This window comes from Sphaerisporangium sp. NPDC049003 (assembly GCF_043197795.1).
Classification (GTDB): Bacteria; Actinomycetota; Actinomycetes; order Streptosporangiales; family Streptosporangiaceae; genus Sphaerisporangium.
Genome location: NZ_JBICTU010000001.1, coordinates 338,147 through 363,440, shown reverse-complemented (window position 1 = coordinate 363,440; position 25,294 = coordinate 338,147). Strand labels below are relative to the sequence as shown.

Annotated in this window: 20 protein-coding genes and 1 tRNA gene; 13 read left to right on the top strand and 8 right to left on the bottom strand. The window is 67.7% G+C overall.

All coding sequences use genetic code 11. The annotated features are described in order from the left end of the window. Nucleotides 1–41: 41 nt before the first annotated feature. Nucleotides 42–893, bottom strand: a complete 852-nt coding sequence (efeU, locus tag ACGFIV_RS01840; RefSeq protein ID WP_358557940.1) for an iron uptake transporter permease EfeU — start codon at nt 891–893, stop codon at nt 42–44. 357 nt (nt 894–1,250) lie between these two features. Here efeU and tmk point away from each other — a divergent pair, with 357 nt between their 5' ends. The 5 genes from tmk (at nt 1,251) to ACGFIV_RS01815 (ending at nt 7,894) form a co-directional block, all read left to right on the top strand. Beyond that, nucleotides 1,251–3,311 (top strand): dTMP kinase, encoded by a 2,061-nt coding sequence (gene tmk / locus ACGFIV_RS01835; protein ID WP_358557943.1) that lies wholly within the window; start codon nt 1,251–1,253, stop codon nt 3,309–3,311. A 10-nt stretch (nt 3,312–3,321) separates the two neighbouring features. After that, nucleotides 3,322–4,509, top strand: a complete 1,188-nt coding sequence (locus tag ACGFIV_RS01830) for a DNA polymerase III subunit delta' (RefSeq protein WP_392831061.1) — start codon at nt 3,322–3,324, stop codon at nt 4,507–4,509. 184 nt (nt 4,510–4,693) lie between these two features. Further along, on the top strand, nt 4,694–5,530 hold the full coding sequence (locus ACGFIV_RS01825) for a regulatory iron-sulfur-containing complex subunit RicT (protein ID WP_358557961.1): 837 nt from the start codon (nt 4,694–4,696) through the stop codon (nt 5,528–5,530). 137 nt (nt 5,531–5,667) lie between these two features. Beyond that, nucleotides 5,668–7,188 (top strand): alpha/beta hydrolase, encoded by a 1,521-nt coding sequence (locus ACGFIV_RS01820; RefSeq protein ID WP_358557949.1) that lies wholly within the window; start codon nt 5,668–5,670, stop codon nt 7,186–7,188. Between the two features lie 142 nt (nt 7,189–7,330). Then, complete coding sequence (locus ACGFIV_RS01815) at nt 7,331–7,894, top strand: phosphotransferase (protein WP_358557952.1); 564 nt, start codon at nt 7,331–7,333, stop codon at nt 7,892–7,894. 4 nt (nt 7,895–7,898) lie between these two features. On the opposite strand, the gene ACGFIV_RS01810 is transcribed toward ACGFIV_RS01815, so the two are convergent. Next, nucleotides 7,899–8,855 carry a winged helix-turn-helix domain-containing protein gene (locus ACGFIV_RS01810; RefSeq protein WP_358557955.1) on the bottom strand — a complete coding sequence of 319 codons (957 nt, stop codon included), beginning with the start codon at nt 8,853–8,855 and terminating at the stop codon, nt 7,899–7,901. Nucleotides 8,856–9,029: 174 nt separating this feature from the next. Between ACGFIV_RS01810 and ACGFIV_RS01805 the strand changes: the two genes are divergently transcribed. The 4 genes from ACGFIV_RS01805 (at nt 9,030) to ACGFIV_RS01790 (ending at nt 14,682) form a co-directional block, all read left to right on the top strand. Next, nucleotides 9,030–9,344, top strand: coding sequence for a hypothetical protein (locus ACGFIV_RS01805; protein ID WP_358557958.1), 315 nt, complete (start codon nt 9,030–9,032; stop codon nt 9,342–9,344). A 374-nt stretch (nt 9,345–9,718) separates the two neighbouring features. Continuing rightward, nucleotides 9,719–11,443, top strand: coding sequence for a discoidin domain-containing protein (locus ACGFIV_RS01800; RefSeq protein ID WP_392831056.1), 1,725 nt, complete (start codon nt 9,719–9,721; stop codon nt 11,441–11,443). 690 nt (nt 11,444–12,133) lie between these two features. Continuing rightward, on the top strand, nt 12,134–13,603 hold the full coding sequence (locus ACGFIV_RS01795; RefSeq protein ID WP_358557576.1) for a M14 family zinc carboxypeptidase: 1,470 nt from the start codon (nt 12,134–12,136) through the stop codon (nt 13,601–13,603). 188 nt (nt 13,604–13,791) lie between these two features. Beyond that, the gene (locus ACGFIV_RS01790; RefSeq protein ID WP_358557573.1) at nt 13,792–14,682 is read left to right on the top strand and encodes a MurR/RpiR family transcriptional regulator; all 891 of its coding nucleotides are present in this window, start codon (nt 13,792–13,794) and stop codon (nt 14,680–14,682) included. 303 nt (nt 14,683–14,985) lie between these two features. Here ACGFIV_RS01790 and ACGFIV_RS01785 read toward each other — a convergent pair whose 3' ends face one another. Further along, nucleotides 14,986–15,855: a GIY-YIG nuclease family protein gene (locus ACGFIV_RS01785; RefSeq protein ID WP_358557570.1), complete on the bottom strand. Its 870-nt coding sequence runs from the start codon at nt 15,853–15,855 to the stop codon at nt 14,986–14,988. 216 nt (nt 15,856–16,071) lie between these two features. Between ACGFIV_RS01785 and ACGFIV_RS01780 the strand changes: the two genes are divergently transcribed. Both ACGFIV_RS01780 and ACGFIV_RS01775 read left to right on the top strand, forming a co-directional pair. Next, nucleotides 16,072–17,352 carry a DNA cytosine methyltransferase gene (locus ACGFIV_RS01780; RefSeq protein ID WP_358557567.1) on the top strand — a complete coding sequence of 427 codons (1,281 nt, stop codon included), beginning with the start codon at nt 16,072–16,074 and terminating at the stop codon, nt 17,350–17,352. Next, the gene (locus ACGFIV_RS01775; protein WP_358557564.1) at nt 17,349–18,158 is read left to right on the top strand and encodes a very short patch repair endonuclease; all 810 of its coding nucleotides are present in this window, start codon (nt 17,349–17,351) and stop codon (nt 18,156–18,158) included. The genes ACGFIV_RS01780 and ACGFIV_RS01775 overlap by 4 nt, the downstream gene beginning before the upstream one ends. 147 nt (nt 18,159–18,305) lie before the next feature. Here ACGFIV_RS01775 and ACGFIV_RS01770 read toward each other — a convergent pair whose 3' ends face one another. Continuing rightward, on the bottom strand, nt 18,306–19,547 hold the full coding sequence (locus ACGFIV_RS01770; protein ID WP_358557561.1) for a transcriptional regulator: 1,242 nt from the start codon (nt 19,545–19,547) through the stop codon (nt 18,306–18,308). 198 nt (nt 19,548–19,745) lie between these two features. Between ACGFIV_RS01770 and ACGFIV_RS01765 the strand changes: the two genes are divergently transcribed. Further along, entirely contained in the window at nt 19,746–20,291 is a 546-nt protein-coding gene (locus ACGFIV_RS01765) for an ATP-binding protein (RefSeq protein ID WP_358557558.1), read from the top strand. Nucleotides 20,292–20,504: 213 nt separating this feature from the next. On the opposite strand, the gene ACGFIV_RS01760 is transcribed toward ACGFIV_RS01765, so the two are convergent. Then, nucleotides 20,505–20,578 (bottom strand) — tRNA-Thr (locus ACGFIV_RS01760). Nucleotides 20,579–20,773: 195 nt separating this feature from the next. Continuing rightward, nucleotides 20,774–22,000 (bottom strand): styrene monooxygenase/indole monooxygenase family protein, encoded by a 1,227-nt coding sequence (locus ACGFIV_RS01755; RefSeq protein WP_392831048.1) that lies wholly within the window; start codon nt 21,998–22,000, stop codon nt 20,774–20,776. A gap of 318 nt (nt 22,001–22,318) precedes the next feature. On the opposite strand from ACGFIV_RS01755, the gene ACGFIV_RS01750 reads away from it, so the two are divergent. Next, nucleotides 22,319–24,277, top strand: coding sequence for a multicopper oxidase (locus ACGFIV_RS01750; RefSeq protein WP_358557552.1), 1,959 nt, complete (start codon nt 22,319–22,321; stop codon nt 24,275–24,277). Between the two features lie 7 nt (nt 24,278–24,284). Here ACGFIV_RS01750 and ACGFIV_RS01745 read toward each other — a convergent pair whose 3' ends face one another. Next, the gene (locus ACGFIV_RS01745) at nt 24,285–24,791 is read right to left on the bottom strand and encodes a hypothetical protein (RefSeq protein WP_358557549.1); all 507 of its coding nucleotides are present in this window, start codon (nt 24,789–24,791) and stop codon (nt 24,285–24,287) included. A gap of 153 nt (nt 24,792–24,944) precedes the next feature. Then, complete coding sequence (locus ACGFIV_RS01740) at nt 24,945–25,292, bottom strand: hypothetical protein (protein ID WP_358557547.1); 348 nt, start codon at nt 25,290–25,292, stop codon at nt 24,945–24,947. Nucleotides 25,293–25,294: the final 2 nt, after the last annotated feature.

The following is a 25,294-nucleotide window of genomic DNA, read 5'->3' as shown; positions in this document are numbered from 1 at the left end:
ACCGGGGTCGCATCTATCGAGGTCATGAGGGAGGAAAGGGGTCAGGAGGAGGTGGACGCGGCGGCCGCGGACGGCGCGCGTGAGGCGCCGGGTCCCTTGCGGGAAGGCACGATGAACAGCAACAGCACCGGCACGAGGTAGGCCACCCAGGCGATGGTCTCCAGGATGCTGGGCTGCGGGGTGAAGTTGAAGATGCCGCTGAGCAGGGTCGTGTACCAGGCGTCGGGCGGCAGGGCGCTCGTCAGGTCGAAGGCCGGAGTGTCCAGCACACGGACCACGCCGGCCTCGATGAGGTCGTGCACGCCGTACTTGAAGATGCCCGCGGCCACCACGATCAGCAGCAGGCCGGTCCAGGTGAAGAACTTGCCGAGGTTGATGCGCAGCGCGCTCGCGTACAGCGCCCAGCCGAGCGCGATCGAGGTGGCGAGGCCGAGGGAGATGCCGATGAGCGGGGTGGAGCTGGTGGTCGCGCCCTGGGCGGCGGCGAAGAACAGCAGCGCGGTCTCCAGCCCCTCGCGCGCCACCGCGAGGAAGGCCATGACGACGACGGCCCCGGCGCCGAGGTTCAGCGCGTCGCTGAGCTTCGCGCGCAGGTCGCCGGACAGGCGCCGGGCGGCCGTACGCATCCAGAAGATCATGAAGGTGACGAACACCGTTGCGGCGAGCGACGCGATCGCGTCGAACAGCTCGTGCTGGCGCGAGTCGAGCTGTGCGGCGGTGAAGGTGAGCAGCGCGCCGAACGAGACCGACAGGGCCACGGCCGCGGCGACCCCGATCCACACGAGCGGCAGCCTGTCGCGGCGGTCGCTCTTCACCAGGAAGGCGACAAGGATGGAGACGACAAGGGTCGCTTCGAGGCCCTCTCTCAGACCGATGAGGTAACTCGCGAACACTGTGGTCTCCCTGATGCTTGCCTTAGCCTTGCCTAAATTAGGACAGGGTTACCTTATCGTTGGCAAGAGGGTGGCCTGTAGTGGGCACCGTCTTTGTCGCGATTCCTCGCGTCCGGGTTACTTTCGGGGTGTCGCCAGGCACAGGGCCGTCGCCCCTCTGGTGACCGCTGGGTGGTCTTCGCCGGCAAGGTTGTCCGCTTCGGGCGTCCCGCCAATGCGGGATCAATCTGACCTTTCCCTGCATGTCGCCTGCGAGAGGCGCCGGGTAGGTAATACGCTCGGGAGAGGAGCGGGCAGGCGATTCGGTCCTGCCTTCGATCCGCCCCAGCCCAGCGAGCACCTGGATACGCTGACATCATGACCACCTCCGGCCGGTCCGCTACGCGTCGTAAATCCCCGCACGTGCTGGCGAACGCACCATTTCGTCGGCTCTGGACGGCCATGGCGGTCTGCAGCCTGGGCGACTGGCTGAACATCATCGCGATCACGGCCTTCGCCGCGTACCTCACCAGGAACTCCGGCTACCAGGCGCAGAGCCTCGCCATCGGCGGCGTCTTCGTCGTCAAGATGCTGCCCGCCGTCGTGCTCGGGCCGCTCGCCGGCGCGTTCGCCGACCGGTTCGACCGGCGGCTCACGATGTTCTTCAGCGACCTGCTGCGGTTCGCCCTAGTGCTGTCGATCCCGCTGGTCAACAGCTACCAGTGGATCATCGTCGCCACGTTCCTCGTCGAGTGCGTGAACCTCTTCTGGGTGCCCGCCAAGGACGCGACCGTGCCCAACCTGGTGCCCAAAGAGCGGCTGGAGGAGGCCAACCAGCTCAACCTGCTGGTGACGTACGGCACGGCGCCGGTCGCCGCGGCGCTGTTCGCGGTGATCTCGGTGGTCGTCGAGGTGCTGGGCAAGGCCGTCCCGAGCATGGCCTGGGAGCCCGCGCATCCGGCGCTGGTCATCAACGCCCTGGCCTATCTGATCTCCGCGTTCCTGATCTTCACGCTCAAGAGCATCCCCAAGGGGCACACCACCCGGGTCTCCACGCCGTCGATGCTCAGGCAGATCGTCGAGGGCTGGCGGTACGTCGGCGCCAACCGCATGGTCCGCGGCCTGGTCATCGGCATGCTGGGGGCGTTCGCGGCGGGCGGCGCGGTCATCGGCATCGCCAAGGTGTACGTGGTCACGCTCGGCGGCGGGGACGCCGCGTACGGCATGGTCTTCGCCGCGGTGTTCGTCGGCATGGCCCTCGGCATCTTCTTCGGCCCCCGCCTGCTGAGCGAGCTGTCGCGGCGGCGCCTGTTCGGGCTCGCGATCATCACGGCCGGCATCGTGCTCGCCGCCACCGCGCTCATCCACAACCTGGTGATCGTGGTCATGCTGGTCGTCGTGCTCGGCGCGTGCGCGGGCATCGCGTGGATCATCGGGTACACGCTGATCGGCCTGGAAGTCGAAGACGGCATGCGCGGCCGCACGTTCTCCTTCCTGCAGTCGCTCGCCCGGGTCACCCTCCTCCTCGTGGTCGCCGTCGCCCCCGCCCTCGCCGGCCTGTTCGGCAAGCACCGGTTCACGATCGGCGCCGGGGTGGCCTACAACTTCGACGGCCCCAACCTCGTCATGCTGATCGGCGCCATCGTGGCGGTCGCCGTCGGCGTGCTCGCCCTGCGGCACATGGACGACCGGCGCCACGTGCCCATCGGGTCCGACCTGATGGCCGCCCTGCGCGGCGAGCGGTTCGTGCCCGAGACCGCCGAGCAGTCGCGCGGCCTGTTCATCGCCTTCGAGGGCGGCGAGGGGTCGGGCAAGACGACCCAGTCGCGGCTGGCCGCCATCTGGCTGCGCGACCAGGGCTTCGACGTCGTCCAGACCCGCGAGCCCGGCTCGACCAAGATCGGCATGCGGCTCCGGGCCATCCTGCTGGACGCCGCCCACCAGGGGCTTTCCGCCCGCGCCGAGACGTTGCTGTACGCGGCCGACCGCGCCGAGCACGTCGAGAAGGTCATCAGGCCCGCGCTCTACCGGGGGGCGATGGTCACCTGTGACCGGTACGTCGACTCCTCGCTGGCCTACCAGGGTGCCGGACGGGAACTGGAGGCGCAGGACGTCGCCAAGGTGAACTCCTGGGCCACGGGCGCGCTGGTGCCCGATCTCACCGTGCTGATCGACGTGCCGCCGTCGGTCGGGCTCGCCAGGCTGGGCTCGCCCGCCGACCGCATCGAGTCCGAGCCCCTGGAGTTCCACGAGCGGGTCCGCCGTGAGTTCCGGGCGCTGGCCGCCGCCGACCCCGACCGCTACCTGGTCGTCGACGGCCTCCAGACCCAGGAGGAGATCTCCCGGCTGATCCAGGACCGCGTCCGGGAGATCCTTCCCGATCCCGTCCCGCAGGAGACCGAGGCCATCACCGGCACGATGCCCGCCATCCGCGACTAACCTGGCCTGCGTGACAGTCTTCGACGACCTGGTGGGCCAGGAGCAGGCGGCGGCCGTGCTCCAGCGTGCCGCGGAGGCCGGTGCCGAGGCACTCGCGGGAGGGCGCGGCGCGGGCATGACCCACGCCTGGCTGTTCACGGGCCCGCCCGGATCGGGGCGCTCCGAGGCCGCTCAGGCCTTCGCCGCGGCCCTGCTCTGCCCCGACGGAGGCTGCGGCCACTGCGACCTGTGCCACCAGGTGAGCGTAGGCTCCCATCCCGACGTCGAGGTGGTACGTCCGCAGGGGTTGTCGTACAGCGTCAAGCAGACACGCGAGCTGGTGCTGCGGGCCTCGGGCGCTCCGACGCTCGGGCGGTGGCGGGTCATGCTGTTCGAGGACGCCGACCGGGCCACGGAGGCCGCCGCGAACGCCCTGCTCAAGGCCATCGAGGAGCCTCCGCCGCGCACGGTGTGGCTGCTGTGCTCGCCCTCTCCCGACGACATGGTGATCACCATCCGGTCGCGGTGCCGGGTCGTCACCCTGCGCACCCCGGCCACGGCGGCGATCGCCCACGTGCTGGCCACGCGCGACAACGTGCCGCCGGAGATGGCGCTGTTCGCCGCTCGGGCCACGCAGGGGCACGTCGGCCGGGCGCGACGGCTCGCCCTGGACGAGGAGGTACGCCGCCGCCGCGAGGCGGTGCTGTCGCTGCCGCGCTCGCTGACCGGCGTCGGCGAGTGCGTCGACGCCGCCGAGCGCCTGGTCAAGACCTCGTCGGAGGACGCGGAGGAGGCGACCACCCACCTCAACGAGTCCGAGACGACCGAGCTGCGCAAGATCTACGGCGAGGGGTCCACGGGCAAGGGGCTCAACAGGGGGCTCGTCCGCGGCGGAGCGGGCGCGATGAAGGACCTGGAGGACAAGCAGAAGTCACGGGCCACCCGCATCAAGCGCGACTCGCTCGACGTGGCGCTGCTCGACCTGGTCGCGTTCTACCGTGACGTGCTCGCCGTGCAGTTCGGGGCCCAGGTCGAGCTGTCCACCGAAGATCGCGGCCCGGACCTCGCCGCGCTGGCGCGATCGAGCTCGCCGGAGGACACCCTGCGGCGGATCGACGCGATCATGCTCTGCCGCGAGCGTCTGGCCGCCAACGTGAACCCCCAGATCGCCGTCGAGGCGATGACCGTCTCCCTCTGGCGGCCAGGTTCGATGATCTGACGCCCATCCCCTGGCGGCTCCGCTCCTCGGGCGGCACGCTGGTGGCCGGTGTGGCGCCGGGGCGGGTATTGCCTTTCGGAAGCGATGTACGCGTAATGTGGGGCCCAAGCGCGCATCGGTTCGCGAGTGCGGTTGTGCGCGAGCGTGAGCCGTACCGGCGAGGAGGCTGAGGCGTTCCGTGGGCATGATCATGGCCGTGAGCTTCGCTCGCTACGGGAGGCTCTACTACCTCGATCCGGGCGGCCACAGTCCCAAGGTCGGCGACAAGGTGCTGGTCCCGACCGACGCCGGGCCCGAGGTGGCCGAGTGCGTGTGGGCGCCGCAGTGGGTCAGCGAGGACATCGACGGCCTGCCGGTCTGCGAGGGCATCGCCGACGAGGAGCACCTCGGCCGTGACGAGGGGAACCGTCGCCGGCGCGCCGAGGCCCGCAGCGTGTCCAAGCGCCTGATCAAGCGGCACGAGCTGCCCATGAAGATCGTCGGCGTCGACTACCTCGACGCCGACAACGTCTACACGGTGTACTTCTCCGCTCCGCACCGGGTCGACTTCCGCGCGCTCGTCCGGGACCTGGCCCGCAACCTGAGGGCCAGGGTCGAGTTACGGCAGATCGGGCCGCGTGACGAGGCGCGGTTGCAGGGCGGCATCGGCCCCTGCGGCCGTGACCTGTGCTGCGCGACCTTCCTCAAGGACTTCGAGCCCGTGTCGGTCCGCATGGCCAAGGACCAGGATCTCCCGGTCAATCCGCTGCGCATCGCCGGAGCCTGCGGGCGTCTGATGTGCTGCCTGAAGTACGAACACCCCTTGTACCAGGAGTTCCGCGCATCGGCGCCGCGCGTGGGGGTCGCGGTGGACACACCCGAAGGCCCGGGAACCGTCGTCGGGCACAATGTGCCTTCCGACTCGGTCGTGGTGCGGTTGAACGACGGGGGTCGCCGGTGCGCCTGCTCGCGAGCGAGCGTGTGCGCACCCCGCCTGCAGCACGATGCGAAGTACGGTGGGCAGGAATCCACTGAGGAGTGAAATCCCAGGTGGGCGGGGTAGTAACTAAGCGCCGCGTGGGTGATCAACCGGCCGGCGTTCCACAACGGGGGATAGGTGGTCGGCGCATGATGCGCTTTTCAGGCGCTAGCCGTACGGCTACCGCTCTTGTCGCGGCGATGCTGATCGCCTCGGGGTGCTCCGCCAAGGGAAACGCGGACCATCCGAGGGACGGATCGTCACCGGTCGATCCCCCGGCCGGCGCCGCCGCCACCCAGGCGCCCTCGGAGGCGCTCGCGCCCTTCTACACCCAGAAGATCGCCTGGACGCCCTGCAAGGACAACTTCCAGTGCGGTCACCTGAACGTCCCGCTCGACTACGCCAACCCCGGGGGCGAGCAGATCAAGATCAGCGTGGTGCGGCTCCCGGCCACGGGCGGCGAGCGCGTCGGCTCGATCCTGCTCAACCCGGGAGGGCCCGGGGGGTCCGGCATCGAGTACGCCCGCGCCGCCAAGACCGTGCTGAGCCCGGCCGTCCTGTCCCGGTTCGACACCGTGGGCTTCGACCCGCGAGGCGTCGGCGAGTCCTCGCCCGTCCGCTGCCTCACCGGTGCGCAACTGGACAAGTTCATCGGGCTCGACGGCACGCCCGACAACCCCGCCGAGGTCGCCGCGCTGGCGAGGGGGGCCAAGGAGTTCGCGGAGGGGTGCGAGGCCAAGTCGGCCAAGCTCCTGCCGCACGTCGGCACAGCCGACGCCGCTCGCGACATGGACGTCCTGCGGGCCGCCCTCGGCGACCAGGGCCTGACCTACCTGGGCAAGTCGTACGGCACGTACCTGGGCGCGGTCTACGCGGACCTGTTCCCGAAGAAGGTCCGCGCCTTGGTGCTCGACGGGGCCATCGACCCCGCTCTCGCGCCGGTGCCGGATGTCAACGCCGCCCAGGCGCGCGGTTTCGAGGTGGCCTTCCGCTCGTTCTTGGACGACTGCTTCAAGGAGTCCTCGTGCCCGTTCTCCTCCAGGAACACCGACATGGCGCTGACGCAGCTCACGAACCTGTTGCAGGCCACCGACCAGCAGCCGCTGCGTAACAACACCGGCGACAGCCGCAAGATCGACGAGTCCTGGACGACGCTCGGCATCGTCACCGCGCTCTACGACAAGCGCTCGTGGCCGGTCCTGCGGGCCGCCCTCGGCCAGGCGTTCCGCGGCGACGGCACGACGTTGCTGAAGCTGGCCGACATCCTGGTCGACCGGCACCAGGACGGGACGTACTCCAACCAGACCGAGGCCAACATGGCCGTCAACTGCCTCGACCATCCGTACCCGCACAAGATCTCCGCGTACGAGGACGCCGCGCGGGCGGCGCAGAAGGAGTCGCCGCACTTCGGGGCGTACGTCATGTGGGGCTCGCTGCCGTGCGAATACTGGCCGGTCAAGCCGACGGGCACCAACAAGCCCCTCAAGGCCGCCGGTTCGCCCCCTATCATGGTCGTCGGCACCCAACGCGACCCGGCCACGCCGTACGAATGGGCGAAGTCCCTGGCCTCGGAGCTGAGCTCCGGCGTCCTGCTCAGCTACGACGGCGACGGCCACACCGCCTACCGCACCGGCTCCACCTGCATCGACGACGCCGTAGACCGCTACCTGGTCTCCTTGTCACCCCCGAGCAACGGCACCCTCTGCCCCAAGGTGACGTAGTTCAGGAGGGCGCGACCTGCGGACATTCCAGCGCCCCGGATGATCGGGGCCATCGACGACGGGGACTGGGTGGCACTGGCCTTCGAGCACATCGACGGCATCGAACCCGCGCAACCCCTGGACCACTTCCGAGCTGAGGCGAGTGCTCGCGCGGCTTACGGGCCTCGCGCAGAGGCCGACCCCCACGCCTGTGCCACTGTCGCACGAGCATCCCCGGCTGGGCGGATGGGCCGACGTCGCCGCGGATCGTGAACTACTGGGACTACTGCCGGAGCGGTCCCGGTGGGCGGCGGACAACCTGGCGCTACTCGTCAGCGCCGAACAGGAAGGGCATCGGTTCGCATACGGCGAATCCCTTGTTCACTTCGACCTGTTCCCGCACAACATCCTGCTTACCGACGACCACGTCTGGTTCGTCGACTGGCCCCACGCCAGGCTCGGCTCGCCGATCATCGACCTTGTCATCCTGCTGTCCAGCGTCGCGGCCGACCGCATCGATCCCGACCCTTTCCTCCAGGAGCACCCGATTGCCGCGGGACTCCCCCCACGCGCCGTCGACGGTGTCATCGCCGCCCATGCCGGCGCGTTCCTCGGCAGCGCCCTCCGCCCGGCACCGCCGGGACTGGAACCGATCGTCCAGACCAAACGCACGATCGGCCTGGCCACTCTCACCTGGCTCCAACAGCGTCTCGCCCGACGCGGCTGAACGTTCAGCCGGCGGCGGAGTCGCCGTCCAGCAGGGTCGAGCCTAGAGGGGTCAACGCGTGGAGGACCGCGCTGCCCATCCGGGTGGTCGCGATCAGTCCGGCGTTGCGCAGCACGGTCGTGTGCTCACTGGCGGACGCGCGGGAGATGGCGAGCCGTTCGGCCAAGGCGCTGGTCGTGGCCGGGTGCCGCAATGTGGCCAGGACGGCCGCCCGGGTGCGCCCGAGCAGGGGGCCGAGCGCGTCCCTCGCGGTGGCCGGCCGATCTCCGGCATACATCGGGTACACCAGTACGGCGGAGCGGCCGGGCCGGTACATGAAGAGGGGGCCGGGGGCGAAGTACGACGGGACCAGCAGCAGGCCGTACCCGCACAGCTGGACATCGTGTTCGCCCTGCATCTGGACATGCAGGACCGGTAGTTCCCAGCGGCAGTAAGCGCTCAGGGTCGCGAGCAGAGCGTCGTTTCCGCCGCGCAGCAGCGTCTCGGCGCGCAGGGCCCGGTCGGCGGCGGCCGTGTCGCGGATCAGCGGCCACCATGGCGCCAGCGATGAGGAGAAGTAGCCGTGCAGGTCGCCGGCGAAAGTCTGCCACGCGCCGGCTTCGCCGGAGGCCAATTCGCGTCTCCACGATCCGCCCACGCACAGGGAAAGCCGGGTCAGATCGGCTGCGAGCTGCTCGGCGGGGGTCTGCCTGGCCAGTTCCAGACCTGTGGACAGGTCGGCCGCGTCCGGCTGGAGAAGGAAGTCCGGCATGAATCCATGCGGGGGGACCACGTCCATCAGTGCTCCAGCGCGCCCCGTCAGGCTGCCGTTCACCAACCGGCGCCATTCCCGGACCTCCGGTCGTGACCAGCCCATGCTGGACGGCCCGCGTACGCTCAGGGCCGCTTCCTGCAACGCGTTCGGGGCTGGAGCGAAGGTGATCCGGCACAGATCGGCGGCGGTGAAGTGCAGGCGCATCATGTCGACTGATTCTTCTCCATATTTCCTTACTGGGAAGGCCTTTCGGTCAGGACCGAAACATGTTGTGGTTCCGTTCTGGCCGCGAAAGGCTCTGTCCGGAGGAGTACTTCTCCAGGCATCGGAGATGCGTTGAAGAACCTCATGCGTGCACTTCAGGACTATTGGAGGAATGCCATGCGCACTGTCATTCACCGACGGCTCGCGGGGGCGGCCGTCGCGGCCACGGCCCTTGTGGCGTCGGCCCTCTTCGCCGCGCCCGTGTCGGCGTCGGTGACCGCCGGATCGAGTATGAAGGTGTCGGCCCAGGTCACGGCCAACACGTGTGGCCTGCCGACCTCTGCCCGCCCGAACAGCAGCTTCATTGAGTCGTTCCCCGACTGCAACGACTGCAAGAAGATGGCGGCCTACGATCAGAAGACGTTCGGCGGCATTTTCTACTGCACTTACAACCCGCGCAACGGGCTGACCGACGAGCACCGCCAATACTGACCTTCCCGGCCGTAGGGCGAGCCCGGCTCCCTCTAGGGGGAGCCGGGCTCGGCGTCCTTTTCGTGAGCCATTGACGGGAACGGCGGCGAAGGTCGTCGGGATGGGGCGGCGGAACACCTTGGGGCGAAACACTTGCCGTGATCGGAATGTTTCAGACAGTTCATCTTGACGATTCCACAAACGTCGATGAAGCTGCTATTCGAGAGAGCGCTCTCTTGCGTGTTGCCGATCCGTCGCGCGCCTGCTCGGCCCTGCGTCCCTGGGCCGGCGCGTCTGGCGTCGTGCGCTGATCCCCGTCCACGTCAGGAGCTGCTATGCCACTGATGTCCCCCCCATCCCGTTCCGTGATCCAACGAGGGAGGCCCGCTTCCCTGATGGCCGCGCTGGCCGCCGTCGTGGTCGCGGTGCTGGCCGCCTACATCACCATCACGGTGCCGGCCAACGCGGCCAGCACCCTGCTGTCCCAGGGCAGGCCGGCCACCGCCTCCTCCGTCGAGAACGCCGGCACCCCCGCCTCGGCGGCCTTCGACGGCAATACCGGCACCCGCTGGGCCAGCCAGTTCAGCGACCCGCAGTGGCTGCAGGTCGACCTCGGCGCCGCCGCCGCCATCACCCAGGTGGTGCTGAACTGGGAGGCCGCCTACGCCAAGTCGTTCCAGATCCAGGTGTCCAACGACGCGTCCACCTGGACCAACGTCTACGCCACGACCACCGGCACCGGCGGCACACAGACCCTCAACGTGACCGGAACCGGCAGGTACGTCCGGGTGTACGGCACCGCGCGGGGCACGGCCTACGGCTACTCCCTGTGGGAGTTCCAGGTCTACGGCACCATCGGCGGCGGCAGCGGCTGCGGCACCGCGAACGCGGCTCAGGGCAGGCCGGCGACCGCCTCCTCCGTCGAATCCGCCGGCACCCCCGCCTCGGCGGCCTTCGACGGCAACGCCGGCACCCGCTGGTCGAGCGCGGCGAGCGACCCGCAGTGGGTGCAGGTCGACCTGGGCGCCTCGGCCACCATCTGCCAGGTGGTGCTCACCTGGGAGGCGGCCTATGGCAAGTCGTTCCAGATCCAGGTCTCCAGCAACGCGTCTACCTGGACCAACGTCTACGCCACGACCACCGGCACCGGCGGCACACAGACGCTCGACGTGACGGGCACGGGCCGGTACGTGCGCATGTACGGCACCGTCCGCGGCACGCCCTACGGCTACTCGCTCTGGGAGTTCGCCGTCCGCACCACGGGCTCGACGACCACGCCGACCCCGACTCCGACCGACCCAGGGTCCTTCTGGGGCGACACCAGCGGCATCCCCGCCGCCCAGAACGTCATCATGGTCAAGATCCTCAACCGGACGAACGGCAAGTACCCCGACAGCCAGGTCTACTGGAGCTACAACGGGCAGGTCCATTCGATCGCGGAGCAGCCGTACTTCGACATGCCGGTGAACTCCGCCGGCCGGATGTACTTCTACCTGGGCTCGCCGAACAGCCAGTACTACGACTTCATCGAGTTCACCGTCGGGGCCTCGGTGTTCAACGGCAACACCACGCGCGTCGACGCGTTCGGGCTCAAGCTGGCGATGCGACTGCACGCCCATGACGGCTACGACGTGTCCGTGGGCGAGGACTACAGCACCTTCCAGGAGGACCGCGCGGCGACGTTCCAGCGGTTCATCAACGAGGTTCCGGCCGAGTTCAAGCCCCTGGCGCAGGTCCAGGCCCCGTACCGGATCCCGGCGCCGGGCAGCTACAGCGGCTTCCGGGCGGGCGGAGCGAACGCGAACTACTTCACCAGCTACGCGGCGTCGGTCGGCATCTCGGCCGCCACCTCGGACATCTTCGGCTGCGCCGGTTCGCTGGCCAACGACCCGGGGAACTGCGCCGCGCTCAACCGCCACGTCGCGCAGTTGCCCCAGTCGCAGTGGTCGAACCCGGCCAACTACTACCTGGCCGCTCCGGCGAACTACTACGCCAAGTTCTGGCACGACCACGCGATCAACAAGCTGTCCTACGGCTTCCCCTACGACGACTACGCCGGACAGTCGTCCTTCATCTCTCACGGAAACCCCCAGTGGCTGCTGGTCGCCGTCGGCTGGTGACCCGCTAGCCGAACACCCATGAAAGGGCCCTCCCGGATCTGTCCGGGAGGGCCTTCCGGCCACTCGGGGAAATCGACCTATCGGTGCCGGACCCGACACGCACGTCGCCGGTGTACGAATGAGCCGATTTTCGGCACTACCCGAAATCGATGCCGGTTGACGGGTGCGCATCGTGAAAGCGCTATCCGGACGGCCGGAAAACGATCGAACGGAAATGCCTGAACCCCCTCCGCGCGCCGGACGGGCCACTCGTCGATCGGAGCCCGACCGGCGAGGGAAGATCGCCGACCCACCCGCGCTGGTTCGCGGCCGACGGGCGGAGGTGATCCATCTGGGGATCGTGGCACCTTGCCTTTCCTCCCGTCGATCTCAATAAGTGAGACGGGTGCCGCCCGCTGCCGGACCCGACGGCGTACCGGTCGCCGCCCGCTCCATCCGGTGGACCCCGGGCCGGGGCGCCCCTCACCTCCCCTGCCCACCCCGTGTGCGAAACACCACCTCAGGCATCCCGCAGATGTGCGGAAAGAGCATGGCCGAAAAGGGTTGACATGCAAACTTTCATCCCCAAGACTACCTACAACTTTCCAATCAATAGCCCCTCGGTGAGCTTGGAAAGGATTTTCGCAAGATAGCTCGGAGAAAAGGGCGCCTTTCTGGTTCCAATTCGTCCGCAGCTAGAAAGGGTCCAGCATGTCTTCAAGAGGCTCGCAGCCCCCCGCGGCCTGGAGTAACAAGAAACGGGTTCTGACGCTCGCGCTGAGCGTCGGACTGCTGGGAACACTCAGCATTCCGGCGGCCGCGACCAGCTTCGCCGAATCGGCCGGCGCCAAGGCGGCCGTCCAGGTGGCGGCGGTGCAGCCGACGGCTCTGCCCAGCGGCCGGACAACCTACCGGACCATCACCGACTACAACGACGAGATGCTCGCGCTGAGCAAGCGCTACCCCGATCTCGTCAAGCACGTCACGCTGCCGCACAAGACCCGTCAGGGCCGTGAGGTGTACGGCATCGAGGTGACCCGTCACGTCGACACCGCCGACGGCAAGCCGGTCCTGTTCATGATGGGGGTCCACCACGGCAACGAGTGGCCCTCCGGCGAGCACACGATGGAATTCGCCTACGACCTGATCAAGAACGACGGCAAGGATCCGCAGATCACCCGCCTGCTCGACCAGGCACGGGTCATCTTCGTCCCGGTCGTCAACGTGGACGGCTTCATCCTCAACCGGCGTACGAGCTGCGGCGTCTCACCGACGTGCGCCAGCAACGCCGGCGTCGACATCAACCGCAACTACCCCTTCGGCTGGGGTAGCAACGCGGGTTCCAACGCGACCAACCGAGGTCCCGGGCCCGGCACCGAGCCCGAGATCAAGAATGTCATGGACCTGACCTCGTCCAACCAGGTCACCGTCCTGATCACCAACCACACCTCCGGTCACACCCTCCTCCGTCCGCCGTTGGAGAAGCGCGCGGGCGACGCTCCGGACGAGGCGGTCTACGCCGCCCTGACCGACGCGATGGCGGCCAAGAACGGCTACACCGGCATGAAGTCGGGCTTCGACTACGAGACGACCGGCGAGACCCCTGACTGGTCGTACTACGCCACCCGTGGTCTCGGGTTCACGTTCGAGATCATGAAGACCCAGTCGACCAACAACACCTACCCCGAGGTGATCGAGGACTACCTCGGCACCGGCCGCTACGCGGGCAAGTCGAACCGCGAGGCGTTCATGGTGGCTCTGGAGTACGCGGCGGACCCCGCGGGGCACTCCGTGATCACGGGCAAGGCGCCTAAGGGCGCGGTCCTGACGATCACGAAGGACTTCAACCTGTGGACCGCGCCGATCGTGCAGACGGGCGGTGTCCTGGATCCCCCCAGGGCGGTGCCCACCCACCTGGAGTCCACCCTGATCGCCCCGACCAACGGCAAGTTCGCCTGGCACGTTAACCCCTCGGTGCGGCCCACCCCCGCCTACACTGAGAACGGCGTCGTGGCCACCGGCCCAGGCAAGTTCCTCAAGGAGAGCTGGACGCTCACCTGTGCCCGCCCGAGCGGCGAGGTCCTGGAGACGGTGCACGTCACCGTCGACAGGGGCGAGCAGGTCGACGTGAGGCTGCAAGATTGCAAGACCCGCTTCAACGGCAACGGCCCGAAGAACTGACGGTCGTCGTCGCGCATTGAACGAGCCGGGCGGCCCCCACCAGGGCCGTCCGGCGCTCGCTTTGTGCCCACAGGAACATCGCGACTCATGAGGTGACGCGGCCACCGATGGACCTGCCCCGCCGGGCGGTGAGAGCCATCGCCAGGTCCGTCACTCCAACTCCATGGAGAAGGGGAAGGTGCCCAAGGATGGGGCGTGCCAGGGAGACCGGCCAGTCGCTCGCCGTGCCGGACGCGTCACGGGTCGCCGCGAACCTGCGCGAGCTCTTCGACGGCCACCGGCTTTCCCCCTCGCAGCGCCGCATCGCGCGCTACCTGCTCGACCACGCGCAGGAGGCCGCCTTCTTCACCAGCGCCGACATCGCCGAGCGCGTCGGCGTCAGCCAGCCATCGGTCACCCGATTCGCCGCCGCGCTCGGGTTCAAGGGGTTCCCGGAGTTCCGCGACACGCTCCGCTCGTCCGTGTTCGGCGGCGCGCGGCGACCGTTGCCCCCCGAGGACCTCAACGAGATCCAAGCCCTCGTCAACTCCGAGATCCGCGACCTGGAGCGGCTGCGCGACGGCTTACGGGATCCAAGCCAGCTTCGCGAAGTGGCGGGCCGGCTGGCCAGGTCGCGTCCGCTGCTGGTCATGGGCCTGCGGATCTCCGCACCGCTGGCGCACCTGTTCGGCTACCTCGCCGAGAAGGTGCTCCCTGACGTACGGGTGCTGGACGTGGCGGGCTCGACCCTGGAGGACCGGCTGAGCCGCGCGGCCGAATCCGGAGCCGAGTGGGTGCTGGCCATCGGGTTGCCGCGCTACCCCCGCGAGCTCGCCGAGGGGATCACCTGGGCGCGGCGCGTCGGGCTGAAGGTCGCCCTCATCACCGACCAACCGGTGGGCCGGCTCATCGACCTCGCGGACGAGGTGCTGCTCGCGCCGGTGAGCTCGGACTTCGCCTTCGACTCCCACGCCGGGCCCACGGTCCTGTGCACCGCCCTGCTGCACACCATGCTGGACTCCCTCGCCACCGAAGGCCAGGCCCAACTGGAAGCCTTCGACGACAGCGCGACCCAGCGCCAGATCTTCCTGCCCTACTGAGGCGACTCCAAGCGGACAAAGTCCACCGCCGCCCGCGACAAGCCCTGTCGCCGCCCAGTCCTGCCGCACACCCATGAAAAAAGGCCCTCCGGGAGATCCGGGAGGGCCTTTGACCCGAGCCGCCTAAGGGAATCGAACCCGACCCTTTGCTCACGAGTGAGGGCCACAGCCCTTGTCGACGGCGCCCCGTCCTGCTCGGGCGGTAGAGGGGGGTCCTATGAGGCGGTGTCGCTGTACGGGCCGCCGCACCAGCTCGGCGATCGTGTGAGGGCAGTACCAAGGGACCTTCCCGGTCCGGGAGTGTCAAGTTCCCTCGTCCGGTTCTTCGCCATCCCCCTCCTCTTCGGCGTCGTCGTCGGGCTTGATCGGCTCCTCTGAGAGGTCGCGTTTGGAGGGCCCGGCGTGCCAGGTCACTCCATTGCCTTCCGCCTTTCGCCACCAACCCGTGGCGCTCTGATACGCGTCCTCTTTTCTATAGAGGATCACGTAGCCAGGTAGAGCGGTGGCCTGCCATCCGATGGGAAGCGCTTCAAGGATGACCTCGATGATCTCCCGGAAGGTTGTGGCTGTAGGCGGGACAGTCACGCTGTGGGCGTCCATGACGGCCTTGCCCTGGTTGCTGGTGTCGTACCTGAGGTTGAACGGCAGGGCTCTCTTGAGGCTCTTCAACGTGGCCGAGACCGTCGCTGGCTGGCTGGGTAGCTCGATGTGGATGTCCAGGCATATGGGGTACTCGGCGTCAAAGTGATTGATCTTGACGAGACTGTGATCGCGTTTTGCGCCCGGATCCTTGTTCCCGAAGCCGTTGTTGTTCCACGGCACGCCGCCTCTCGCGGCGTATTTGCTGATCAGCATCTTCTCGGGGGCGACGGAGTCCATGTCCCGGTCGACGTACACGCAGACAAAGCTCATGTGATCCACGGAGATACCGCTTCGTCCGGAGATCTTCCTATGGTGCTGCTTGAGTCGTACGGGTAAGGCTTTGGCTGTCTTGCCGACGTAGACGCGCCTGCCGTCAAGGAAGAGCATGTAGACACCCGGACGGTTCTCAACCTCGGCGAGGATCTCCAGGCTGAGGGGAGCCGGCGTCAGTGGATCGAGGGTCTCGGCCAACTGGTCAGCGAGTGCCTTGGTGATGCTCAGCTTGAACTCGGCGACCGAGTCCGGCGCCATGGCTACTCCTCGACGTCGAGCGGTTGGGGGGTGCCGTTCGAATACTGCGGTCTGATCATCCCAGAGCACTGGGGCGTGTGGTGCTTGCCGGACGTCATCCGGCGTGTGTGTACCGCAATATAGCGGGGCGGTAGTGGTGGTGCTGGCTGATCGTGTGTTCGAAGATCCTTACTCGTAAGGACACGAAGATCATCAATTCCGCGGTACGCTTTTAGCATGGTTGAACAGTCGCATCGCGGCTCAGGGGATCGGACGGGCGTTGAGCTGTTCGCCGGTGGCGGTGGCCTGGCGATGGCGGTGGAGAAGGCGGGCTTCCGTCCGCTGCTGTTCAACGAGTTCGCGAAGCGCGCTTGTGAGACGTTGGCCGCGAACAAGGCCGTCCCGTTCGAGTTGGACGGCGAGCGGCCTCCGATCCCGGCGCCGGGCGAGCGACCGCCCCTGATCGTGGGCGATGTCGCCAAGGTGGACTTCGATTATCTGAAGGGCAAGGTCGACCTACTCGCGGGCGGCCCTCCGTGCCAGCCGTTCAGCCTGGGGGGCGTCGCCAAGGGCGACGAGGATGACCGCAACGGGTTTCCTCAGATGTTCCGGGCCATCCGGGAGGCAGAGCCCAAGGCGGTGATCTGTGAGAACGTCCGCGGCCTGCTGCGGTCATCATTCAAGCCGTACTTCGACTACATCAAGCGGGAGCTGTCCCTGCCCTTCGAGGAACGCGCGGAAGGCGGGTCTTGGCGGGAGCACGACGAGGTTTTGCGTCACCTGATGGAGACGGCGACTGTCGACTCTCACGAGAGATACGACGTCGAGCACTTTCCCGTCAACGCGGCAGACTACGGCGTTCCCCAGATTCGGAACCGCGTGATCATCGTCGCGTTTCGCCGAGACCTCGGCGTCGACCGTGCGCGTTTCAGAGAGTTGGTGAGGCCCCGATTCTCCGAGGAGAGCCTGTATGAGTCGATGCTCGACGGCTCGTACTGGGAACGGCATCCCGAGGTCCCTAAGGCGGTCAGAGAGCGCGTGATGGCCAGGATTCCCAAGCATCTGAGCGTGCTTCCGGATGAGGACAAGCCGTTTCCGTGGCGCACACTGCGCGACGCGCTCAAGGGCATTGACGGCCAGCGTTCCTTGCCACCGGTCGAGAAGCTCGATCGCAAGGAATACAACCTGGGCGGGTTCACCGACCACATCGGATGGCCTGACGCCCGGATCTACCCCGGCCACACCCCCAACGAACTCGACCGGCCCGCTAAGACCGTCAAAGCCGGCGTTCACGGCGTCCCGGGCGGCGAGTCGGTCATGCTCCTCGACGACGGCACTCACCGCTACATGACGGTTCGGGAGACAGCACGAGTCATGACTTTCCCCGACGAGTGGAAGCTCATCGGCCCGCGCGGCGAACAGATGCGCCAGCTCGGCAACGCAGTGCCCGTCCTGCTCGGCAGAGTGTTCGCCGACGCCGTCGCGACGGTCTTGGACGACGTTGAGAGAGCGAAGTGACCGACTTAGCTCCCACCGAACCCGGACGATGGAAGGAGCGCCCCCCACCAGCCCGCGCCTGGAGGGGTAAACCCGGCCTCGACCGAGCCGCGCGCACCGCCGAACAGGACCGCGCCGCCGGCGGCCGTGACCGGCGACTTGTCGACCTCGGCGACGGGCGAACCGCCCGCGCGTCAGTCGAATTGAAGGTCTTTCCCAACACTCGCCGTATCCGCGCCTATCTGCGCTGGTCAGATGGCGGCAAGTCTCCCGAGGTCTACCTGGGTGAGGTCTGCGAGACTACGCGATCACGCAACCTCGCGGCGGCTTGGCGCATGGCCTTTGAACAGAGCCTCGTCATCCTCTCTCAGACCCCGGACATCTCCTGGGCTAGTTCCTCAGCAGTTCGCGCCATCATGAAAGCCAATCGCGGCAGGGATACCAAACCCGAACTCGCTCTACGTTCCGCCACCCATAGACTCGGGCTCCGCTACCGCGTCGACGTCGCTCCACTCAAAGGCCTACGCCGCCGCGCGGACCTTGTCTTTTCGAAAGCCAAGGTCGCCGTATTCTTGGACGGCTGCTATTGGCACGGATGCCCCGACCATCATCGCCCTGCCCAACAAAATCGCGAATTCTGGAGCGAGAAAATCGCCAAGAACCGCGAGCGCGACCGCGATACTGACGAGACCCTCGCCGGTGCTGGCTGGCTCGTCATCCGCGTCTGGGAACATGAAAACCCGATTGAGTCTGCTAAATTGATCGCTTGCGCTGTTAGAGAACGTCCGCGAGTCTTTCCGGACTCTACTTCACAAATGCAGGGCTGACACATGGCGTCTGTGAGTCATCAGCGCGTCATGCGGTGGCAAGCCCGGACTTCCACAGAGACCCGGTTCGGTCTTTCGGGCGACCACACCGCTGCCCGGAGCCGGATCCCCCCGCTGGAGGCGTTTCTCTAACCTCAGATGAGGCGCTCAGTGATCCCATCGATGATCGTGAAGAAGATCCCGAACCTGCGGTACGTCACGGTACCTTTCCAGCCGAGTGCGGACGATTTTTGCGCGTTGGGCGGTTCGGTCGCTGGCAACGTCAGCGGATAGGTTGAGCATTCGTTCGGCCGCTTGCGCCGCTTCCTCTGGCTCGTTGGCGTCTGTCAGTGCGACGGTGAGCCACGACAGGTATAGCGCCAGTTCGCGGGTGTGCGTGGTGTTGTATTGGCCGAGTACATCGGTAAGGAGGGGGACGGCGCGTAGTGGTCGCCGCAACTCGGTATAGGCACGCGCCTCCATGATCTGTAGTTCGCCGGCGTTTATCCAATACAGATATGCGGGCTCGTTCTCCGTGCCGAGGTTGGTCAACGCGGTGTCGGCTTCGCCGAGTGCCCGCATGGCCGCTTGCGCTTCTCCGGCACGTACATGTGCCCATGCCACGCGATCCCATGCGAGTGCGCGTGCTCGTGGGGAGTCATGTGGAGCGGCTGCGTCCAGGGCCGCGTACGCGAGCGCTACGCCTTCGTTCGGGTCCCCGGTGTTGGTGGTCTGGTACGCCAGCGATCCGATGAGGTTCGAGGCAAGCGTGCCGTCTCCGGCTTCGTGTGCGGCGCTGATGCCGAGCCGGTATGTTCGTGCTGCTTGGTCGTGCTGTCCGGCGTCGCTGGCTACCCATCCCGCTATCTGGGCGAATTCACCAATTGCGACCAGTAGGCCCTTTCCTACGTTTTCGTGATAAGTACCTTCCCGGTAGATGCGTACGGCGGCATCGAGTTCACGAAACGCGGGCTGGATCAAGTCCTTGCCAGCGATCAAATCGTCGGCGAGTCGCAGACCATGAACTCGTGCTGAGAGGTCGGCCAAAGTCTCGGAGCCGACACGGCGACCTGTTCGGTTTGCTATCGGGGCGAGTGGATTCTCTCCGCGTAGCAGCTCTTTCAGGATGTCAGCAGGGGCGCGGCGCGGGGGGGCTCCTCCGTTGCCGAATAGCTGATCCTCCACTATGGCGAACGCTCGGCTATACAGAACCGGGTAGGGGTCTTTGGGGCGGTGGTTGCCCGCCTCCCAGTCTTTGATATTCCGGATGAGGGATTCCCGTGTGGGGAGACGCGCGTGGGTGTGCTCGTCGGCGGCGTCGGCTAGTCGCTTGGCCATTTCGCGTTGGGTCCAAAGCCTCTTACGCCGTTCGGCGCGGAGTCGTGCGGCCCAGATCGGGACATCCTTCATCGCTCATGCTCCTTAGGGGAGACACGTGGGCTCGCTCAGTCTCCTCTAGTCTCCCCTGGTCGCACTGTTGGCGCACGTGTATGAGGCGATGTGATGGGTGGTGACAGCGGAAAAGTCGGAACCCGCAGGCGCGGTGAACGCCGTGCGGGTTCCTGAACCGCACGGTGGAGGTGCGATCCTGTGACACACCCTAAGACCATGCCGTCTCACCGGCAAAACTGGGTGAAAGGGAACTTGTTAGGGGTTATCGATCTGCCTGGCTCTCCGGAGTCGGCCCAACAGGCGCGTGAGTATGTGCGCCGAAAGCTCGATGACAATCATCCAGCTTTGGACGATGTGACGTTGCTGGTCAGCGAGATCGTCACGAACGCGGTCGTTCATTCCAACTCGCGAGATGGCGGAAAGATCACCCTGGCGTTGGCCGACTGCTTCGACCGCATCCACGTGGATGTGGTGGATGAGGGCGGCGCGTCGGTTCCACGGGTCGGTGGGGATATCTTCGGAGAAGGCGGGCGGGGTCTCATGATCGTGGAGCTGATCTCCGACCGCTGGGCCGTTTATGAGGACGAAGCGGGGCGAACAGTCTGGTTCGAGGTCCGATACGGGCAGCAGGCCAGCGAGGACGCAGCGCACTATCCACCAGTCCAACCGTCCGGGAGAGGCGAGAGTGCCTTACGGAGGACGGCCAGACATGCCGCTCGGACGGTGGGTGAGAGCCTTCAGATAGAGCAGGGCTACGTCTAACTGAACGCTGGGCGCTGGATCGGGAGGGCTTGGCTGAGACGGCCGGAAGGCTTGACGCGGCCCCCAGGGGCGATTAGGCGACGCCTATGAGACGGAAGGTGACCGTGTAGTTGATTCTCTGGCAAAGGGCTTGGCGAGGCACTTCCCAGCCGTAGTCCCGCACGTAGACACTCAGAAGGCCCCCGCGATCTCCGCGGGGGCCTTCTGACGGGGAGCCGCCTAAGGGAATCGAACCCTTGACCCCTTCATTACGAGTGAAGTGCTCTGGCCGACTGAGCTAAGGCGGCATGGTCGCGGGATCCCCACAACCGCCTATAGGGTACCAGCCCCAGGCGCTCTGCGGGCCATGCCGGACATCGGATGATCACCCGGCCCCCGGTCCGCGCTTGAGCCGGTGTGCTCGACCGTGACGAGCCCGCTGGAACGTACGCGCTGACGATCAGGCGCCGAGGGGCCGGGGGTGGCGGGATCGGTGAGGGTCGTCAGGCCTTCGCGCGGGAAGCCAGGAGCGCGTCCACCTCGGCCGGGTCGGAGAACACCGACCAGGCGGCCACCGGGTCGCTGAACAGGTTGACGAAGTGGTCGGCCAGTCCGGGGTCCATGGCCGAGCCGATGAACAGCTTGAGCACGTGCTCGGCCGGCGGCTGGAGGAAGGCGTTGGACCACTGGGTCACCGGGCCCGCGACCTTCCACATCTCGGCCGCCACGGACTCGGCGAACGCCACGTCGTACGGCCCGCCCGCCGCGATCGCCTCGGCGGCCACCCAGGCGCAGTGCGAGCCCAGGTTGGCCCCCTGACCGGTGACCGGGTCGTTGGTGATCCACGCGTCCCCCACGGCGAGGGCGATCCGACCGGAGGCGAGCTTGGCGACGGGGGTGCGCACCACCGGTGTCACCGCGCCCTGGAGCAGGTCGTCGGGGCCGAGCAGGTCGAACGAGCCGGGGTCGACGCGCTCGGCGATGCGGGGCGCGTGCTCGGCGAGCACGTCCTGGAGCGCGCGGATGAAGGCGCGCGGGTCGTCCTGGTAGGGCATCTGGGTGATCGGCTCCAGCGGGCCGCCGGGAATCGCCTCGACCAGCATCCCGCCGGTCATGCCTTCCCGCGAGCGCATGGGCATCTGGAAGATCTCTCCACACCCTGGCGACACGTTGTAGCTGAAGCCGGCAGGCGTGATGCCGGTGTAGAGGCCGGCGAGGAGCGACCGCTGCGGGCGGTCGTACGGAGAGCGTGCGGCGTCCCGGGGGAACAGCTCGGAGACCGAGCGCCTCCCGGCGGCCACCACGATCAGCTCGTGGGCGGCCGACCACCGCTCGACGTCCTCCGCGCCTGGAGAGGGCTCGGTCACCACCAGCCGGCCGCCACGGGAGGTGTAGTCGTCGAGGAAGGCGGGAAGCAGGAGGCGGAAGTCGACGGCGTGGAAGGGCTCGTCGAGGGTGCCCTGGAACTCCAGCGGCGGCTCGCCCTTGATGGAGATCTTCGCGGTACTCGCGAGGCTGCCGTCCTCCGCGAAGTGCTCACTGCCGAGTGCCCGCTCGCGGTCGCGGGTGCGCTTCATCCGGGCGACGGTGTTGGGCAGGCGGCCGCCCCTCAACTGGTCGGCGGTCTTCTCGGTGTACAGGGTCACGTCCACGCCGAGCTGTCGCAGGCGCAGCGCCAGCGTCAGGCCGGAGATCCCCGCACCCACGATGCCGATTCCACTGGTGGTCATTTCTTGCTCCCTTCTTCCTGTTCATTGAGAAGCGCCCAGCTTGCCCCCCGATTGACGACGAGTTGCCGTGGAATTGGGGAATGTATTTCCCCTGTCAACGCATAAAACGGTTGTGCACGGGGAGGTCAGCTGGCCTTCCGTATCGGTGGTTCGCCGACACGGCCCTGTCATCCCGCGCTCGGAGTGTGGCCAGGTGGGTACAAGTCATTAAGGGGGAATTGTCGCCTTATAAGGCATATATCCGTGTTAAGAGCGGGACGTGGGCATGCCGCCGGCAGGCCGAACTCCGGACTTCCCGGCCCCGGGAAAGGAGCCGAGATGGTCACTAGACGTCAGGTCCTGAAGGCGGCGGCGGGGGGAGCGGCCCTGCTGGCCACCGGACGGACGTCACAGGCGTCCGCCGCCGGGGCGACCCGCCGGGCGGCCTCCACGGTGCGCTGGGCCGGCACGCTCGACGCGGCGGGCATGGCCAAGTACGTCGCACCGCTGGTGATCCCGCCGGCCATGCCCGCCGACGCCTCGCCGGACGGCGACCGTGACCACTACGTCATCGGCGTCCGGCAGTTCCGGCAGCAGGTGCTGCCCCCGGGCAGCCCGGCCACCACGCTGTGGGGGTACGGCTCGCCGGAGCACCCCGAGAGCTTCGCCTCCCCCGCGTGGACCATCGAGGCCAGGTCCGGCCGCCCCGTACGGTGTACGTGGGCCAACCAGCTCGTCGACGGGGACGGGCGCTACCTGTCCCACCTGCTGCCGGTGGACCCGACACTGCACTGGGCGAACCCCCCGGGCGGCACGCACGGCAGGGACACGCGCCCGGCGTTCACGACCACACCCGGCCGGTACCGGGGGCCCGTGCCGATCACCACGCACCTGCACGGCGGGTGCAGCACGGACGACAGCGACGGCCATCCCGAGTCGTGGTTCCTCCCGGCGGCGCGGAACATCCCCTCCGGCCATGCCACGGAGGGCTCGTGGTACGGCCATTTCATGAGCACGTTCGCGAGCCGCGAGAGCGTCCAGTGGCAGCCGGGGTCGGCGGTCTTCCAGTACGACAACGACCAGCCCGCCTCGACGCTCTGGTACCACGACCACACCCTCGGCATGACGCGGCTCAACGTCTACGCCGGGCTGGCGGGCTTCTACCTGCTTCGCGGCGGCGCGACCGACCTCGACCCCGGAGTGCTTCCCGGGCCCGCTCCCAGGGCGGGCGACCCTCCCGGCACGCGCTACTACGAGATCCCGATCATCATCCAGGACCGGTCGTTCGCGAAGGACGGCTCGCTGTTCTACCCCGGCAGCCGGGCGCAGTTCTCCGACAGGTACGGCGGCCCGTACATCCCCCGCAGCCATGTGCCGCCCATCTGGCAGCCGGAGTTCTTCGGCGACGCGATGATGGTGAACGGGCGCACGTGGCCGGTGCTGGCGGTCGAGCCGCGCCGCTACCGCTTCCGCTTCCTCAACGGATGCAACTCGCGGTTCCTGATCCTCAAGATGGCGGCCGACCCCCTCGCCAAGCGGCCGGTGGCGCCCGCCGTGCCCTTCTGGCAGATCGGGGCGGAGGCCGGGTACCTTCCTGAGCCGGTGCGATTGCACAGCCTGGTCATGGGACCCGCCGAGCGCGCCGACGTCATCGTCGACTTCAGCGGGGTCAGGCCGGGCACGGAGTTCTATCTGATCAACGAGGGCCCCGACGAGCCGTTCAGCGGGGACGCGAAGGCGGCGCCCGCCAACCCCGCCACCACGGGGCAGGTGATGAAGTTCGTGCTGAGGCCGCTTTCCGGCAGGGACGAGAGCGTGCCGCCCGCGCTGCTCGCGCTGCCCGCGCTCATCCGGCGCGGTCCGGCGACGCTGACCCGGCAGGTGGCCCTCCTGGAGCACGCCATGGAGGTGAGAGGCGGCACGGAGGTGCCGACGGCCTCGATGCTCGGCACCCTCGCAGGAGGCGGCACCGCCAAGATGTGGTCCGACCCCGTGACCGAGAACCCCGCGCTCGGCGCCATCGAGATGTGGGAGATCCACAACTCCACCGACGACGCCCATACGGTCCATCTGCACGAGGTCCGCTTCGAGGTGGTCGACCGCAGGCCGCTCAAGGGCACCGCCGCCCGCTCGCCCGAGCGCTGGGAGCGCGGCTTCAAGGACACGGTGATCGCCTATCCGAAGGAGGTCACCCGGATCAAGATGATGTTCGACCTGGAGGGCACATACGTGTGGCACTGTCACCTGCTCGAACACGAGGACAACGAGATGATGCGTCCGTTCCAGGTCGGCTCCTGACGACCGGTCATGTGTTGGACACGATTTGGGAGGCGACCCAGCCCACCAGCCCCATCGCGGGCACCAAGCAGGCGGCGGACACGAACGGCCACAGCGTTTCCACCGGTAAAAAGCACATCAAGCCCGTAAGCAGCGCTCCCAGTACGCACAGGCTGGCAAACGCCTCGCCGAGAGGCGCCAGCACGCCCTTCAGGTCCCGCTGCACGGTCTTGTCGCGTTCGGCGGTGATCCGGGCGGCGTAGACGTCGCCCGGATCCGCCCTGTCGTAGGCGCGGACCCGGACCGCCTCGCCGGTGCCGTCGTAGACGAAGGTTCCCTCGCAGTACCGCCATTGCTTGGAGCTGTTGGTGTAGTTCCTGTACTCACACCCCAGCACGGTCATGGTTCCGGGCGCGGCGCTCTCGTCGATCGCCAGCCGGACGTCGGGCATCGCCCAAGCGGTGGACGTCACGGTCCATCCCAGGCTCGGGACGAGCACCAAGCCCACAATGATGATCTTCTCCAGGAGTTCCATAAAGGACCCTTTTCTCCGGCGAACCCTGCGAGAGACGGGGCGGCGCTTCCTGCGGGTCGCCTTGGTACGACGCGAGCGGCTCATGACCGCAGCCTTGATCAGACCGCTTGGAACCCGTTTGTAAACGGCTGATCACCTGAGTGGGCGGCGTACCTACGTGTTCATCAGGGCGTTCACCTCGGCGCCCAGCTCGGTGGCCAGTTCGAGCTTCCGCCGGGAACCGGCCACCGCGACAACCTGGGCGCTCGCGCTGGACGCGAGCTGGACGAGCAGGCTCCCGACCCCTCCGGCGGCCGACTCCACGAGAACCCACTCACCGGGCTGGAGCGCGGCGGCACGGATGATGCCCATGGCCGTACGGCCGTCGGCCGGCAGCGCCACCGCTTCGGGGAGGCCGAGCTCCGGCGGGACGACGATGAGGCCACCGGTGTCCGCCGCGACCCGTTCCGCGTACCCGCCGGAGCCGTTCAGGGAGGTCCCGACGCGCAGGCCCGCCCGCACGA